Origin of the sequence: Streptococcus sp. Marseille-Q5986, assembly GCF_946902915.1 — a bacterium.
Classification (GTDB): domain Bacteria; phylum Bacillota; class Bacilli; order Lactobacillales; family Streptococcaceae; genus Streptococcus.
In genome coordinates this window covers 123,163-140,566 of sequence record NZ_CAMPPY010000004.1, presented here as the reverse complement: position 1 = coordinate 140,566, position 17,404 = coordinate 123,163, and the positions used below count along the sequence as shown (strand labels likewise).

The following is a 17,404-nucleotide window of genomic DNA, read 5'->3' as shown; positions in this document are numbered from 1 at the left end:
AATGGCTGAATCTAAAAAAAAGCAGATCCCCCTTCGACTCTCAACAAAGTTATACGCTGCACTCGCATCATGGGCAGAAGACGACTTTCGTTCAGTCAATGGGCAAATCGAGTATCTCCTCACAGAATGTGTCAAACAACGGAAGAAAGACGGAAAATACGTATCAGAAACCATTGACGAACCATTTGAGATTGATATTTAACACCTTCTCCTGTCTGCTCGGTCGGACAGGAGAATTTTTTCATCTTTTTTTGTCAAGTAACTTTACTTTACAAAAAAAATGTGTTATCCTAGTATGGTTGATGAAAATCAGTAGATTGAATCGAATATAAATACCTAAAGGAGAAATCAAAATGGCAGTACCTGCACGTCGCACTTCAAAAGCGAAGAAAAACAAACGTCGTACACACTACAAAGTAACAGCTCCATCTGTAAACTTTGACGAAACTACTGGAGATTACTCACGTTCTCACCGTGTATCACTTAAAGGATACTACAAAGGACGTAAAATCGCTAAAGCTGCATCAGCTGAATAATAGAAGGGAGATACCATGCGCGTAAATATTACACTTGAACACAAAGAATCTGGTGAACGCTTGTACCTTACTTCTAAAAACAAACGTAACACTCCAGACCGTCTTCAATTAAAGAAATACTCACCAAAACTTCGCAAACACGTTGTGTTTACAGAAGTGAAATAAGCATTCAATACGAATCAATATAGAAGAAAAACGCATTTCAAGCGTTTTTTCTTTTTGTTAACTACTTATATTTCAATTCAAACTCTACTTATCCTACAATATTTTTTATCAAACTGATTTGATTCAGGTAATTTTAGGACTCTACTGCACTTTAGTTAATCAATATCGTCTTTTTTACCTGTATATACATAATATGTAAAATAATTTTTTCATCATTTAACCTGTAAAATAGAACTTGAGGACACGGGTTCTAATTTCAGTAAAATGGCCTCAAGCCACAATCACACTCTAAGGAAATATAAAAAATAAAGGCCTGCAATATCGAGGATTATGTGTTAGAATGAAAACATAAAGGGAAAACAATGCTTCTGGCATATGTAACTAAAAAAGCCCCACCGTTCCAGCGATGGGGTTTTTTGCTACCCTCTTAAAGGGTTAAAAGAGACCCTAAAATTAGTTATGGGTAACTAAAAGGGTAGTAAAATCAAAAAAAGCACTCTAGGATAGAGGTCTAAAGTGCTTAGTTTCAAGGCTTTACAGCCTATCTTATTCAATAAAATATTACAACATTTTGTTGTAGAATTCAACGACAAGTGCTTCGTTGATTTCTGGGTTGATTTCGTCGCGTTCTGGCAAGCGAGTCAATGAACCTTCCAATTTTTCAGCGTCGAATGATACGAATGCTGGACGTCCAAGAGTAGCTTCTACTGCTTCAAGGATAGCTGGAACTTTCAATGATTTTTCACGAACTGAGATCACTTGACCTGGAGTTACGCGGTATGATGGGATATCAACGCGTTTTCCGTCAACAAGAATGTGACCGTGGTTTACGAATTGACGAGCTTGACGACGAGTAGTCGCAAGACCAAGACGGTAAACAACGTTATCCAAACGACGTTCCAAAAGAAGCATGAAGTTGAAACCTAGGATTCCGCCTTTGATTTTTGCAGCTTGTACGAACAAGTTACGGAATTGTTTTTCACCTACACCGTAAGTGAAACGAAGTTTTTGTTTTTCAGCCAATTGCAAACCGTATTCTGACAATTTAGAACGGTTGTTTGGCCCGTGTTGTCCTGGTACGTAGTTACGACGTGCCAATTCTTTACCTGTACCTGTAAGTGAAAGGCCAAGGCGACGAGCTTGTTTCCAAGATGGTCCTGTATAACGTGACATGTAAATGTCCTCCTGATATAAATAATATTTCGGTGGAAATAGTCACTTAGAAAGCCCTGATTCGTGCAGATGCCCTTCGCCTAAACAGCCAAGGTTACTTATCAGAAGACATCTGTTGACGAGCTTCATGCTTTCTTGCTGATATTTCACACAAAATCCATTCTACCATGAATAGCTGGATTTGTAAAGGGGGGTTAGGCTTTATTTTCACTGCCAGAAAGGTTAAGAAGGAGGGTAAAGGTGCTTCCGATGCCGTACTGGCTGCTAACTGTGATTTCCCCACCTAATTGATGGGCCAATTCACGCGCAATCGCAAGGCCTAAGCCATAACCACCTGTTTTCATATTACGCGAAGTTTCGACACGGTAAAGGCGTTTGAAAATATTCTCCAAGTCCTCTGGAGCAATGCCCTGTCCTTCATCGGTCACACTGATTGAAAGCTGCTTCTTCTCCAGCTTAGCTACCACCTCCAGCTTGGTTCCTGGAGCCGAGTATTTAAAAGCGTTATTGACCAGATTAACCAAAATGCGAGAAAGCTTGGCATAATCTCCTTCAATTCGGGCAGACTCTGGGATTACCTGCAAGTGGACATCTCTCTCCTCCTGCTCAATCAAGAACTGAAATTCACTCATGCACTCAATCAAGAGCTGATCTAGAAAAATGCTGTCTTTGCTGGTCGTTTCCACCTGATTTCTAGCTGTATTTAGGGTCAAAAAATTCAACTCTTCAACTAGTTTATTGAGTCTTTCAGTCTGGCGTCCAATGGTTACTAGATAATGGACTTGTTCTCCTTCCTTGATAACCCCATCCAAAATCCCTTCTACCGTCGCTTGGATTGAAGTGATGGGGGTCTTGATATCATGCGACAGCTGGGCAATCATCAAGCCCTTTTCTCGCTCGCTTTCTTCCAAGGAATCAAAGGTCGCCTGCAAATCATGGGACATTTCATTGAAAGCTTGCCCTAACTGCTGAAATTCTGCAGGCCCTTTAACTTCCAGATTTGAAGGGAAATCCCTGTCCGCTACTCGCTTGGCATGTTCCTTAAGTTTCCCCAATGATGTAAAGACCGGCGATAGGAGAAAGAGACTAATCCCAGCACCAACAAGGCTAGCAACGATGGTCATCCCAAGCAAAAAGTAAATCTCGCCTTTCGCAATCAGCATTTTTTGAACAGCCCAAAAAACAACCAAAATGGTTAAGAGGGTTGAAATAATATATCCAACCAAAATATAACTTTTTAGTTTCATTGACTACCCCGTGCTTTCTCAATTTTGTAGCCCAAGCCCCAAACGGTTTTGATGGTGGGCGTTTCTGCGCTAGCATATTTAGCCAACTCCTGTCTCAAAGCATGGATATGAACATTCAAGGTATTGGTGTCATCCACGTAGTCTTCTTGCCAGACTTTTTCATAGAGGTCTGTCTTAGAGAAAACTCGCTCTGGATTGCTAGCTAAAATCCACAGCAATTCAAATGATTTGACAGTCAAATCCAGCATTTCTTCTCCTATTTGAACTTCATGACTACTATGATTCATTTTCAGATTGCCAAGGGAAATCAGCTCTGTCTCGCCCCCACGATGAATGCGACGCAAAATATTGTGAACCCGCAAAACCAGCTCACGTGGGCTAAAAGGCTTGGCAATAAAATCATCTGCACCTAAACTAAGTCCGTAAATCTTGTCCTGTTCACTAGTCTTAGCAGTAATAAATAGGAAAGGCTGCTCTGGTGATAAGTATTGAACCTCACTGATTAAATCATAACCATCCATCCGAGGCATCATGACATCTGTGATAATCAAATCAATCGTTTTTTTCTTGAACAGCTCTAGCGCTTCCACTCCATCATGGGCTGCCAGGACCTGATAACCTGCCTGAATTAAGTATCTCTGATGAATATCTGTGATTTCTACCTCGTCATCGACGAGCAAAATTGTCTTTCCCATCTGTCTCTCCTTTGATAAAAACAGTGCTATACTGCTTTAAGTATAACACTATTTTTATTGTTTTACGATGATTTTAATCTGCTGCTGAAAGAAAGTCCTGATTGCTGATTGAGTTGTTAAACTAATCTTAGTCAGCCCACTATCCATCATTTATTTCCTTAGCTGATTAGTTTTCTTCTTTTTTGTTTTTCAAACCTAGACCACCGAGTAAACCTGCAAGTGCAAGCCCAAGGAAACCAATACTTGCCATTGATGTTTGAGCTTCACCAGTATTTGGTAGCATAGCTTTATCCTCTGACATCATCGTATCAGACATCTTGTTCGCAGAAGCAGCCCTGTTTTCACCTGCCATCGTGTTGGTAGAACTTGCCATGGTGTCAGCAGGCATGCTATTTGTAGTGCCTGGAGCTGGAGTTTCAGGCTTCATACCTGGTTTTTCCATCTGGTCATTTGCTGTGTCTGATGTTTCTTTAACGTTTATCTTAATAGTAACTCGTTTGGTTGCTACGATGTTTGTCAAGTCTGGTTTTCCGTCTTTGTTGCCATAGATATTGACTGTAGCGCTGTAGGTTTGGGTGCCGTTTGCTCGGAACTGGTCGATAAGCGCTTGTTTTTCTTTACCAGCTACGTTACCGTCCAAGGCTACTTGATAGAAGTATTGACCTTTGGTCTTCACGTTTTCACCGAGTGGAGATAGGGCTGGGTTTTTAGCATCGCCGTTATCTGACCACGGTGCCTTGTCAGAAGCTTTTAGTAATAGACGAGTCAACATACCATCACCTGCGAAGAGTTCGTATGGAATCACATGGTTGACACCTGCTGTGAATGGACCTTCGCCCTTAGCTTTTTCTAGGTAAGCTGCTGGAACATCAATACTGTCTTTGACATTATCTACAACGACTTTTTGAACTGTTTCTTTAGAAATTAAACCGTTTATGTTAATGGTGACTTCTTTCTTCGCTATGAGGTTGCTCAAATCTGCTTTACCGTCCTTATTACCGTAAACTTTAACAGTAGCATTGTAAGTCTGAGTACCATTAGCACGAAGTTGATCGATTAAAGCTTGGCCTTGTTTACCAACAGTATTGCCATTTAAGTCTACTTCATAGAAGTATTGCCCTTTTGTTTTCACATTTTCTCCTAATGGAGATAAAGCAGGATTTTTAGCTGCACCATTATCAGACCATGGTGCCTTATCAGAAGCTTTTAGTAATAGACGAGTCAACATACCATCACCAGCGAATAGTTCATAAGGAATTACTTGGTTTACACCGGCAGTGAAAGGACCTTTTCCTTCAGCTTTTTCAAGATAAGCAGCAGGAACATCGATACTGTCTTTGATGTTGTTTTTAACTGCAGATTCAACATCGCTTCTTGTTACAAGACCGTTCAAGGTAATATTGACTTTACGTTCCTTGACAACCTTATTCAAATTTGGTTTATCCCCGTCTGCTTCATAGACAGTCAGGGTAGCTACATAGGTATTTGTACCATTAGTACGAAGGGTGTCTAATAAATCCTGATCCTGCTTACCTGTGGTGTTACCATTCAAAGATACTTGATAGTAATACTTGCCATCAGGTAAATTTTTCACTGGTGGAATTTTCGCGTTTTGAGCTGCACCGTTATCTGACCATGGAGCTTTGTCAGATGCTTTGAGCAAGAGACGAGTCAACATACCATCGCCTGCGAAAAGTTCATATTTAAGCGGTTTGTTTACACCAGCCAAGAAAGGACCGGAAGCTTTGGCTTGTTCTAGGTAGCCCGCTGGGACATCGATACTGTCTTTAACATCCTCATCGACAGCTTTTTTAATATCTTCTGGGCTTGCTTGTGTCCCATCCACATCAGCTGTATCTACAGCTTCTTTTAAGACATCTGTTAGCTCTGAATTTTCTTGAGCTTCTTCACCTTTTTCAAAAAGTGTATCCAGACGAGAAGGGCTTGTTTCCTCGCTCACTTCAGTTCCTTCTGTAGGTGTAGAAAGTGTGTTCGTATTTCCAGCAACGGCCTCAGGTTTCGCTTCAGCAAAAACGGTGTCTCCCTGAGTTTCTGCTAAATCACCCTCTTTCGTTACCGATTCCCCTTCAGGTAAGACTTGAGCAGGGCTTGGATTGAGCCCATCGGCACGTACAGAACTTGGCTGACCAACTAGGACAAAGAAGCCACTAGCCACAACAACTGAGGCAACACCGACACTGAGACGGCGAATAGACCAACGAGTATATCTTTGATTCGGATTGAATTTCATAGGATTCTCCTTAGAGTTTTTCTTTATTTGATGACTCTAATATAATCTCCTAAAATTAAAAAGGATTAAGAAAAAGTTAAAATTTTTCTTAAATCCCTCTTATAAAATACTTATATCAATTAAATCCATAAACAGATTTGGTGATTTGATAGACGATATTGGAAAGTTTGCGAGCTGGCAAGACTGAATGTTTGGTCAAACGGCTCAACATGGTCTTGCGAATGGCCTGAAAGACCTCTGGATTTTCCTGTTGAATATAGGTCCACAGCTCCCGTTTTTTGGCCAGATGCTCTGCTGTTCCTGCTCGATTGAGCAGGGCACTGGAAATCACCGTCGTAATCTCAATATGATTCAGTAGATATTCTCTCATTTTGGGATGGCTCACTTGGGATAAATCAAGCTGGTCTACCAAGAGTCGGTTGACCTTGAGTTGCTGGTCAATGCGCTTAATCATCACTTGCTCATTGACAAACTGGTTCTCACGCCCAATCAAATAACGATAGAAATCGACAGGCAGATAGTACATGGTCTTGACCTGCTGAAGGGGGGTAAAAACAAAGAGATTATCGACATAAAAGGTATGTTCAGGCAGTTGGAACTGGCTCGCTCGCAACAAATCTGTACGATAAATCAGCGAGTGCATCATGATATACTGGCCTTTTGAGAAATTTCCGACCTGGTCCCAGCCAAAAAATCTGCCGAACAGGCAAGACTGACTCGTAACTCATACTCTTCTTACGAGGCTGACCTTCCTTTTCATAGACAAAATTAGTCACAAAGGCATCCACCTCTTGACCCTCGCTCTCTAATTCCTGCAAGGTCTCCAAAATTCTCAGGTGAGCACGAGGAACCACCCAATCATCACTATCAACTACTTTAAAATAGCGCCCGGAAGCCTCTGCCAAACCACGATTAACAGTACCGCCACAGCCCTTATTTTCCTGATAAATGGCTCTAACGATGTTAGGATACTTGCTGGCTAAACGCTCAGCTATCTCCTGAGTCTGGTCCTGAGACCCGTCATTGATAATCAAAATCTCAACTTGCTCACCACCAATCACTAGCGACTCCACGTAGTAATGAAGATAGGCTGCGGCATTATAGCTAGGAATGGCGATAGACAATAACTTCATAATCTGCTCCTTTAGGGGACTGATTTTTTCTTATACTCTTCGAAAATCTCTTCAAACCGCGTCAACGTCGCCTTGCCGTATAGATGTTACTGACTTCGTCAGTTCTATCTGCAACCTCAAAACACTGTTTTGAGCTGACTTCGTCAGTCTTATCTACAACCTCAAAACAGTGTTTTGAGCAGCCTGCGGCTAGTTTCCTAGTTTGATCTTTGATTTTCATTGAGTATTACTCTCTCTTGTCACTTCTTTCTATTTTACCATAAAGTCCAGCTTCTGAAGAACTTTTACTAGAATACAAGGCTTCTGTCTCTCTTTACCATCTTGGGCATCAAAAAAGAGGGAAGCTCCCTCTTTTACGAATTCAATGCTGCTAGGGTATCCAAATACTGGTTGTTGATGACCGCCAAAATATAGGTATCTGCCTTCAAGAGGTCATCTGGTCCAAATTCAACATCCAATGGGGAATTTTCCTGCTCTCGGAAACCCAAAATATTCAGATTGTATTTGCCACGGAGATCTAATTCACTCAGACTTTGACCTGCCCAAGACTGAGGAATTTTCATCTCCACGATAGAGACATTTTTATCCAACTGAAAGACATCAACACTATTATGGAAAAGAATGGTCTGTGCTAGGGACTGCCCCATTTCATACTCTGGCGAGATAACCGAGTCAGCTCCAATCTTTTCTAGCACTTTCTTAGCAGTCTGGCTTTTGACCTTAGCAATAACAGTCGGCACCCCCAAACTCTTACAGTGCATAACCGCAAGCACACTCGACTCCAGATTTTCACCTGTCGCGACTACAACGGTATCGCAGGTATCAATCCCTGCTGATCTCAATAATTCTTCATCTGTGATGTCACCAATCACTCCACGCGCCAAAACTGGCTCAAACTGATTGATGCGCTCGGCGTGGTCATCAATAGCGATAATATTCATATCCTGCTTGGCTAGGGCAGCTAGGACACTGCTCCCAAAAATTCCCAAGCCTAAAATTCCAATCGTACGATCTGACATGCTCTTTCCTTTCTTAACCAATACTAATATCTGCTTTCATGTAGTGAATCATATCTTTCTTTTCTGGATGGTAATCTGCTAGACTGACCAGCAGGGTCAAGGGCCCAATTCGTCCGATAAACATGAGAACCATAATCACACTTAGAGCTAATTTCCCTAAATCTGGAGTTAAATTTGCCGTCACTCCGACTGTCCCAAGAGCAGAAATGGTTTCAAATATGAGGTGGATAAAGGGAGGATTTCCCTTGGCTGTCACCCCTAGTAAAATCAAGCCCAGCAAGAAGGTCATCAAAAAGATAATAAAGACACTAAAGGATTTTTGAACGGTTCGCGGCGCAATCGTCCGTCGAGCGACATTGGCATGAGGTAAGCCTAGAAGCTCACTTCGTGCAAAGACCAAGAGGACAAAAAATGTCGTAATCTTGAGCCCCCCAGCTGTTCCTCCTGGAGCCCCACCTAGAAACATCTGTAAGATATAAATCAAAAGAGTCACAGGATGAGCCTGAGTATAATCTATCGTAGAAAAGCCAGCTGTTCGCATCGTCACTGTTTGAAAGAAGCTAACTAAAACCTTATCGGCAACAGGGAGATTGCCAATCGTTCCAGCATTGTTCCACTCAAGAAAGAGAGTAGTTGCCGTTCCAAATAACAACAAACCTATAGTCAATAATAGTACAAGCTTCGTATGAAAGTGCAGACGTCCTTTTTTCTTTCTTCCTACATGACCAGCCAAATCAAACCAGACCATAAAACCAAGGCCGCCTGTAATAATCAAGCCTGCAATCACCAGATTGACCAGTAAATCGGTCTGAAAAACAAATAAACTGGTGCTCCCTAAATTATCAAAACCGGCATTACAGAAGGCTGAGATCGCTAGAAAAATGGAACTAAAAAGACCACGTCCCCAGCCAAGTTGAGGAATAAGGCGAAAACTAAGCAAAATAGCTCCCAAGCTCTCAACCAAAAAGGTCGTGAGAAAAATAGAATAGACAAACTTTCTCAAAGATCGAGTTTCTCCATAGCTAAAACTATCCTGAATAGTTGCACGGCTACGAAGACTAAGCTTTTGCTTGCTCTGGATATAGAAAACCCCAATAAAGGTCATGAGCCCTAGACCACCGATCTGAATCAAGAGCAAACAGATTATTTGGCCCCAGATATTATAGGTGTGAGCTACTGGAAGGGTTGAGAGACCTGTCACACAGACTGCAGAGACAGCAGTGAAAAGATGATCAAAATAAGTTGCTCGTGAGCTTTCAACTTGGACAAAGGGCAAGCTCAACAGAAGAGAGCCTAGTAAAATGACCAAGGCAAAACTCAAAAAAATACGACGGGCTGGCGATAAACGAGATAAGCCTAGCTCTATTTTTTCCTTAGATAATTTGAATAACATGTTTCCATTGTACCATAAAAAGCTCGAAATGACTTAGATAGGATAAGGCAAAATCCACTAACACCAAGTCTAAAAAATACCCACCTTTTTATTGATAGTCTAGGCAAGAACAAGCCTCGTTCAAGAGTTCATGATCGATGTGACTGTAAGGCAGGAGCTGTTAACACAAGCTACTATTATACTTTTCAGGAAAAAATGAAACACACCATTTCGAATGACATAGTAGGCTACAACTTCTCAACCATTACTAGAAATTGATGTAAGTTACCTAATCGATTTGTTGAGATTTTATTTCATATCTACCTGGATATTACCACAATAAAAACACATAGTATCAAGGTGTTTCATCACCTGATATGATGCGCTTTTCTGATTTTAAAGATTTTTCCCAACCTCAACATGCGTCCGACAAGAGCAAGGTGAACTCGTTTAGCACTATTTTCGCAAAGTATGAGCTAGGCATTTTATGATAAAGCAAACCTTTTGTCAACACAACTAAAGGAGATGAACACTTGCTAAACTCAGTTCCAAGGCCTTATCGAAAGCTTCTGAACCCCAGTCACGACTGTCGTACTGGTCCAAGTCTGCTAGAGAGTCTGCTGTAAACAACAATTCTCCCCAAAGAACACCACGCAGTTGAGCTACTGCCGCAAGTGCAGCACACTCCATCTCCACAACAGCACAGCCTTCTTCCTTACGATAAGCTACCTTTTCAGTGGTTTCTCGGTAAAAACCGTCTGTGGACCAAGTCATGACTTCTTCATAGGGAATCCCTCTATCATCCAAAACTTGCTCAATAGCAGCAATAGCCTCTGGCTGCATTTCCATATAACGAGAAGGTGCCACATAGTGGTAGCTGGCTCCTTCATCTCGTAAAGCCCAAACAGGGACTAGAAAGGCATTCTCCTCTATATCAGCTAGTACACCACAGGTACCAGTGGAAATCATCTGCTCCACACCGTAGCCAATCAACCAATCCATAAACTGGGCTGCTGGAGCGGAACCCACAGGCGCCTGAGCCAGACAAATTTCCTCGCCCTTGTAGTTAACAACATAGACCGGATAAGTCTTGGTGGCAGAAACGAATTCGCCGACACAGTCCGCCCCTACTTCCCTCGCATAGCGGTCAATTTCCTCACCTAAAAACGCATAGACACACTTCTTGGGCAAGTGCAAATCCAACCCCTCGTGATCAGGCATGATGACCGCCTGAGGATTATCATCAAACTCTAAAATGGGAATCGCATGTTTCTGAATCATAGCCCACCTCCTCTAATTTTGTACTATTGTATCAAAAGATGGCAAAGTGTCAAGTAGGGGATTGATGAACTGAGGAGAAAAACAATACAATCGCAACATTTTTGACAGAGACTCTTTTTAATGGTACCATGGACTTGCTTAAAAGTTCGATGAAATAAATATATAAGAAAACACCACCGGTTGTGTACCGCACCCTAAAAGTTAGATTTTTTCTGTCTAATTTTTGGGGTGCAGTACACCTTAAGCACATTTGATAGCTACTTTTTATTGTTTAGGCAGATTTATTTCGTTACTCAATCAAATGGTTCTTAAATATCTCCACCAATTCCCTTGAATTTTTCAACAAAACGACTGATTTTTTGAAAAACGGTTTGTTTTTTTGTACGATATTGTGGATTTAGTGGGCTCATTTTCGGCAGAGCTTCATTCAAATCATTCCCATTTTCACTAGCATACTCATGCTTCAACGAAGCTTGTATGTAGCGCTTAGCACTTTGTTCATTTAATCCCTCAGTCTGTATCAACTCATCCGCTTCCCTTTTCTGCTCACCTTGCGCAAAAATAAAGAACTGTTCAATGATATCTGATTTATCAGCAAAACTATCTAAATCACTGTCATGGATGAAAGCGACTATCAGATCTTCCTTAGCTCGATTGCCAAGACTTGCTCGAATGGTCCGAGTAATTTCCGAAACAAGTTCATCCTTATCTGAAACCCTTTTATTAGTCTCAAAAATTAGCTCTAAGATATAATCCAGATTGATTTCTTGAGATTTTAGTAATTCAACTTCAAAAACAATCGAATCCCAATCAACTTTAGATTCGCTATTTTCCTGATTACGGCGTTCATTCTCATACCATGACTTAATGTCATTATAGGTTGAACGGTAGTCTTGAATTTCCCTAGTACTTGGGATATCTAACCTAGATAAGTCCTCCAAAGTTTCATCATCCACATGGAAACGTTCCTTGAAAGCCTCTACAGCCTTATCATCTAAGATATCAAGTTCTTGTAAAGCTCGTAGACTCATGAAATCATCGTAGTTTTGTAAGATATTATCTAAACGAAGAAATTGACCAAACAAAGAGACAAATTCTTTCTTATCACGCTCTTTGATGATAGCTTGCGGGTCCGGAAATTTTTCTTGTAACTCTTGAACAACGTCCATATAACCCTTTTGCTCTTCACCGGCCTCCGTAAAGCCTGTCATATACTCTTGATAAGAACGTTCGAGCAAGACCTCTGCTGTCTCAGTCTTTCCAAATAGCTTAATAGCATCAGTTGTAGCCTTCTCTAAATCCCGGAAGGTTACAATATTCCCAAATGACTTGGTAGCATCATAAATTCGATTGGTGCGTGAAAAAGCTTGGATTAGACCATGATATCTCAGATTTTTATCCACAAATAAAGTATTTAAAGTCGGTGCATCAAAACCAGTCAAGAACATCCCTACTACAATTAAGAGATCCACTTCCCGATTTTTGACACGTTTAGCCAAATCACGATAGTAATTCTGAAAATCATTACCGTTAATCGTAAAATTAGTGCCAAACAACTGATTATAATCATCTATACAACTACTCAAAAATTCTTTACTACTAATATCCGCTAAATCTGCCGGTGAAAAGCTCTCATCATCAATTTCACCAATAGCCACCTGAGACTCATTCGCAGCATAGGAAAAGATAGTCGCAATCTTCAATGGTTTTTCAGAATCTTTTTGCTGATTTTGCAACTCTTGATAGTAGGCTTTTGCTGCATCAACACTTGAAACAGCAAACATAGCATTGAAACCTTTACCAGTTAATCGATGCGTTTTTTGCTCAAAATGATCTAAGACATACCTAGATATTTCAGCGATACGAATCGGATGAAGCAACGCTTTTTTATTTTCAGCTGCAGATAACTTGGTTAAGTCCTGTTCGCTTTCAATTGACTTAAACTGTGGACGAACGTCGTTATAATCCACCATGAATTTCAGAACTTTTTGATCTCGAATCGCATCTGTAAGCACATAGGCATGTAACTCACGACCGAAAACAGATACGGTCGTGTCTGTCCCTAATGCATTTCCCTTTCGAATTAGTTTACCAGAGGCATCATACTTGTCTGGTAAAATCGGTGTGCCCGTAAAACCAAACTGGCAATATTTCTTAAATTTCTGTCTGAGCCGCTTTTGCGCTTCACCAAACTGTGATCGATGACATTCATCAAAAATGAAAACCACTTGCTTTTGATAAATTTCATGCTGACTCTCACTGCTCATAAAGTTGTTAAGCTTCTGAATGGTCGTCACGACAATTTTATTATCATCCTTCTCAATATTTCGTTTGAGACCTGCAGTGCTATTTGAACCGTTGACTGATTCAGGTGAAAATCGCTGGTACTCCTTCATCGTCTGATAATCCAAGTCCTTGCGGTCCACCACAAAGAAAACCTTATCCACTTCTTCCATCTCAGTAGCAAGTCTAGCAGCTTTAAAACTTGTCAGGGTCTTCCCTGAACCGGTAGTATGCCAAATATAGCCACCTGTATCAGGACCGCTTTTGATTTTTGAAGCAATAGCTGAACGTATCTTCCAGATGATTCTCTCCGTTGCCGCAATCTGATAAGGACGCATGATAAGAAGAGTATCATTAGTATCAAAGACAGAATAATTTATCAAGACATTTAACAAGGTCTGCTGACTCAAGAAGGTTGCTGTAAAGTCCTTCAAGTCCTTAATAGGATTATTATTTTTCAAAGCCCAGTTCATGGTGAACTCATAAGAATTCTTATCTCGCTTGGTCGTATTAGCAAAATACCGAGTATCCGTTCCGTTTGAGATGATAAAAATCTGAAGGTACTTAAAGAGAGAAGTCTCCTCATTGAAACTTTCTTTACTATATCTGTGCACCTGATTAAAGGCCTCTCGAATTGCAACTCCGCGTTTTTTAAGCTCAATTTGTACCAGAGGCAATCCATTTACCAATAAGGTTACATCATAACGATTGCTACTGGTACCAACTTGCTTCATTTGATTAATGACTTGCAGTTTGTTTCGACTAATATTTTTCTTATCCCATAGATAGATATTCTGGATATGCCCATCATCAAAGATAAAATCATAAATATAGTTATCATGAAGTTTTCTGGTACGATCAATCAAACTGTCACTGGGTTTATTGAGGTACTCATCCAAGAAACGCAACCACTCCGCATCTGTAAAAACCACATTATTCAGAACTTCCATCTGGGTCTTGAGATTAGCCAAAAGCGCCTCTGGGGTCGTCAAATCAGCAAGATACTCGTATCCTTGCTGGCACAAGTCAGCAATCAACTCCTTCTCCAAGTCCGCCTCTGTCTGATACTGACTAGGCTGTTCTAGCTTGGTATACTTTTCTAAAATGATAAAATTATCTGACTCAACAATAGCTGTAGTCAATGTACTTTCAGACATAATTACTCCTTATAATTGCAAGTGCTCTCTAAATGCTGTAACAAGTTTTTTAAAAGCGCAGTTTCTGGGAGGGTTACTAGTTCATCTTCCTCGGTTGATACTTTAGAATGACTAGAAATATTTAATATCCTTGACTCATAGTTACTAAAACTTCCTTCATTATCACGTGGCAATAATTCCTGCCATTTTTGATAACCCAGGAAAGTTGCTGTTTTCTCGTAAAGATTTCTTAAAAAATTAAAATGATATTTATAAACCAAATTGTCTTCTATAGCTTTATGTAATGATTTTCTTAAAAAATTATGATAAGCAAAAGGAGAGTCGTCCGGTTGAGGTATCAGCTTATATGATCCATCTTCTAATTTTTCAAATCTAAATCTACTACTATCAGGAACCTTTCGAATGTCAATATAGGTTCTATTCTCTCCAGTTTCTTCGTCAATAGCTACCTTACTGTACCTCTCATTCCTTTTAATATTTTTTAACTCATTATATAAGACGTTATAAAATAAAGGATTGTGAGTTGTTATTATAAATTTAAGTTCAGACTTACTCATTCTAATTAACTTACCTAAATTTGATGCAACTTCTATCAAGTGGTTTTCATCTAATGATGAAACCGGGTCATCAATAAATACATACTCTAAATCATCAAACTCTCTAGTACTACGTTCATCAGGTTCTAGTATATCAAGCTCACTAATAACTAGTTCTAGCAATGTATAAAAAATAGACCAAATAAAATTGCTCTCTTCACCTTTGGATAACTTAATTTGTTCGTTTAGTCTATCCTCACCATCCCCACTTTGAATAGTGAAAAGAATATGACCATCTGACAAAAGAAATGAAGGTGTCATTTTATCATTTGTATAATGCTGAAAATTTGAAATAATATTCTGATCCTGTCCCTGCTCTTGAATAATCCAAGATATAAAGGAATTTGGCTGAATCTTCAGTTTAAAATCTTGATTGCTGTCAAGATCATTATCCCAATAGAACAAGTCCTCAGTAAAAGCATTATAATAAAGAATCTTATCTCTCGTAAGACCGCCCTCTTCAGCTTGAAACAACCTAGCAAACTCTTTAGAGAGTCTGGTCTTTCCTGTCCCATTAAAGGCGTAGATCAGCTGAACTTTCTGTTTCGAATCTTTTAACTCTTGTGCAATATCACTTAGCGCTTTTGCCATATCCCTTTCCTATTCTTTTCTATAAATCAAAATTTAGCAATTGTTCTCTCCAGTATTCATACTGTTTCTGTCTTAGTTCAATTTCTTTTGGAAGACCCTCAGAAAGAGAGTTGGTTAGGGTGTTAAAATTGTCAAGAATGGAGACAATCTCCCTTTGCCTCTTAATAGATGGAATAATGAACTTAAATTTTTTAAATTTAGTCATATCTACTGTAGCAAAGTTTCCTTGCAAAGTATTTTGACGACAGAATTCATCCAGTTTAAAACAGTAGTAGTATAAAAAATTGGGGATGAACAATCCAGAAATTCCTTCTTTTGCTAACAAACAAGTAAATCTTTGGTTTGCTAAAAATTTCCGTGTCACTAATGCATGATATCCTATTGTAGCTGAAGTAGCAATAATAATAGAATTTTCAGGGAAAAGTTCTCCCTTTACTGCACCTTCAGTAATATGTTGGATCGAATCTGATAATATCCCTCCATTTTCACGAATATCTTCCATTCTGAACCACGGTATGGTACCGTTTCTCCAGTTATCTAAATTTGTTTTAGTAGGGGTATAGCCATTCTTGGTATTGAAAATTTGCCCTAACTCCACTCGAATTGGACCAAATACCCACTGTAAAAGTTTGAGAATAGCGGAGTTGTCCCACTCCTCTACTCTACTCTCAGTGTACACGCCTTCGGCGGTGAATGTCAAGAGTTTTTCTCTAAAATATTCATACTGTTTTTGGCGTAGTTCAATCTCCTTGGGTAGTCCGATGTTGAGGTCATGACAAACCATATCAAAGTTGTCTAAAACTTGAACAATACGAGATTGAATTTCGAGGGAAGGGACTGGGATTTTGTACCTCTTTACCAAAGCATCAGTAATTGCTGGATAACTTGCCCCACTCTGATTTTCCTCCAAGTATTTATAAAAATCACTTGATGAAAATATATGATATACGTAGTTAGGTAAAACCTCACCATTTGTTCTAAAAACATAAAATCCTGTACTACAAATTTGGTCATTGTAGTCATCTGTAATTTTAGTAAAACGTTTCAAAGTTGGCCTTGTCGTCCCTAAGATAATATCGTCTGACTTGACAATCTTTTGAGCTCGACTTGGAGCAGTTAATTTAGTTATTGACATAGTCTCAATAATCTTATTAGAAACTCTATCTACTGATGATAAATCTATATATTTAAATTTTTCATCATCTCCAATTTTATTCCAAGAAATATTAGTTGTTTTTTCAGAAACTGCAGCAAGCGTCTTCCACTCAACCTGATAAACCTCATCCTCAAATGATAAAAGTTTATCTCTATAAAAAGAATATTGCTTCTTACGCGAGGTCAATTCTGAGGTCAATTCTGAGGTCAATTCTGTAACATACCCAGTCATTTTGTCAAGTATTTGCACTATTTTTTCTTGAATTTCTAGGGGTGGGATGGGAATTTTGATTTTCCCCATGACATTTGACATTAATTTTGGATTCCCCATCCCAGATGAAACATATTTCTTAGTTGAAATCATTAAATAATAATAAACAAACTTTGTAAGGAGTTGGGCACTATTAATCTCTACTAATCCACAGACATTGGTGATACTAAATTTTCCTTTGCGATAAAAAACTGTTCCAGCGTTTGCCCCATCAGTTGTCCAAGTTATATATTCTCCATCGTATTCAAAACTTGAAATTCTTCCAATTTCCCCATTGTTAGCTGTTTGAGAAGAATATACTGGATATTCTCCTTTATTTTCTTCTAAGAACTGTTTTGACATTACCTTGCCACGAGATAATTTCGCTACATTTTTGTCCCCCAATTCTTTCCATTCAACAGGACAGTTTTGGATTTCTTCTAGGATGTTCATATTTTTCCTCACTTTGATATAAAAATAGCCCTAGCAGTCACTTTAAG

At 39.5% G+C, this 17,404-nt stretch carries 14 protein-coding genes and 1 pseudogene; 3 read left to right on the top strand and 12 right to left on the bottom strand.

Going from position 1 to position 17,404, the window contains the following annotated elements; translation table 11 throughout:
* Window position 1 precedes the first annotated feature (1 nt).
* The 3 genes from OVN21_RS07495 to rpmG all read left to right on the top strand — a co-directional run bounded on the left by OVN21_RS07495 (window position 2) and on the right by rpmG (window position 701).
* Entirely contained in the window at window positions 2-202 is a 201-nt protein-coding gene (locus tag OVN21_RS07495) for a hypothetical protein (RefSeq protein ID WP_061439906.1), read from the top strand.
* 151 nt (window positions 203-353) lie between these two features.
* Window positions 354-536 (top strand): 50S ribosomal protein L32, encoded by a 183-nt coding sequence (rpmF, locus tag OVN21_RS07490; RefSeq protein ID WP_000290417.1) that lies wholly within the window; start codon window positions 354-356, stop codon window positions 534-536.
* A 15-nt stretch (window positions 537-551) separates the two neighbouring features.
* Complete coding sequence (gene rpmG, locus OVN21_RS07485) at window positions 552-701, top strand: 50S ribosomal protein L33 (RefSeq protein WP_001265622.1); 150 nt, start codon at window positions 552-554, stop codon at window positions 699-701.
* A 561-nt stretch (window positions 702-1,262) separates the two neighbouring features.
* On the opposite strand, the gene rpsD is transcribed toward rpmG, so the two are convergent.
* From rpsD to OVN21_RS07425, 12 genes and pseudogenes are all read right to left on the bottom strand, one after another.
* Entirely contained in the window at window positions 1,263-1,874 is a 612-nt protein-coding gene (rpsD, locus tag OVN21_RS07480) for a 30S ribosomal protein S4 (RefSeq protein WP_267247929.1), read from the bottom strand.
* A 194-nt stretch (window positions 1,875-2,068) separates the two neighbouring features.
* Window positions 2,069-3,121 carry a sensor histidine kinase gene (locus OVN21_RS07475; RefSeq protein ID WP_267247928.1) on the bottom strand — a complete coding sequence of 351 codons (1,053 nt, stop codon included), beginning with the start codon at window positions 3,119-3,121 and terminating at the stop codon, window positions 2,069-2,071.
* The gene (locus tag OVN21_RS07470; protein WP_267247927.1) at window positions 3,118-3,816 is read right to left on the bottom strand and encodes a response regulator transcription factor; all 699 of its coding nucleotides are present in this window, start codon (window positions 3,814-3,816) and stop codon (window positions 3,118-3,120) included. The genes OVN21_RS07475 and OVN21_RS07470 overlap by 4 nt, the downstream gene beginning before the upstream one ends.
* Window positions 3,817-3,982: 166 nt before the next feature.
* Window positions 3,983-6,067, bottom strand: a complete 2,085-nt coding sequence (locus OVN21_RS07465) for a PavB family fibronectin-binding SSURE repeat adhesin (protein WP_267247926.1) — start codon at window positions 6,065-6,067, stop codon at window positions 3,983-3,985.
* Window positions 6,068-6,182: 115 nt separating this feature from the next.
* Entirely contained in the window at window positions 6,183-6,593 is a 411-nt protein-coding gene (locus OVN21_RS07460; RefSeq protein WP_267247998.1) for a glycosyl transferase family 2, read from the bottom strand.
* A gap of 69 nt (window positions 6,594-6,662) precedes the next feature.
* Window positions 6,663-7,200 (bottom strand): annotated as a pseudogene (locus tag OVN21_RS07455) (glycosyltransferase family 2 protein); the annotation flags it as partial.
* A 353-nt stretch (window positions 7,201-7,553) separates the two neighbouring features.
* The gene (locus OVN21_RS07450) at window positions 7,554-8,219 is read right to left on the bottom strand and encodes a potassium channel family protein (RefSeq protein ID WP_267247925.1); all 666 of its coding nucleotides are present in this window, start codon (window positions 8,217-8,219) and stop codon (window positions 7,554-7,556) included.
* Between the two features lie 13 nt (window positions 8,220-8,232).
* The gene (locus OVN21_RS07445; RefSeq protein WP_267247924.1) at window positions 8,233-9,612 is read right to left on the bottom strand and encodes a TrkH family potassium uptake protein; all 1,380 of its coding nucleotides are present in this window, start codon (window positions 9,610-9,612) and stop codon (window positions 8,233-8,235) included.
* Window positions 9,613-10,107: 495 nt separating this feature from the next.
* Window positions 10,108-10,872, bottom strand: a complete 765-nt coding sequence (locus OVN21_RS07440; protein WP_267247923.1) for a nucleoside phosphorylase — start codon at window positions 10,870-10,872, stop codon at window positions 10,108-10,110.
* A gap of 308 nt (window positions 10,873-11,180) precedes the next feature.
* On the bottom strand, window positions 11,181-14,312 hold the full coding sequence (locus OVN21_RS07435) for a type I restriction endonuclease subunit R (RefSeq protein WP_267247922.1): 3,132 nt from the start codon (window positions 14,310-14,312) through the stop codon (window positions 11,181-11,183).
* 2 nt (window positions 14,313-14,314) lie between these two features.
* A complete protein-coding gene (locus OVN21_RS07430) occupies window positions 14,315-15,499 on the bottom strand; it encodes an AAA family ATPase (protein ID WP_267247921.1) in 1,185 nt (394 codons plus the stop codon).
* Between the two features lie 19 nt (window positions 15,500-15,518).
* On the bottom strand, window positions 15,519-17,357 hold the full coding sequence (locus OVN21_RS07425) for a restriction endonuclease subunit S (protein WP_267247920.1): 1,839 nt from the start codon (window positions 17,355-17,357) through the stop codon (window positions 15,519-15,521).
* Window positions 17,358-17,404 lie beyond the last annotated feature (47 nt).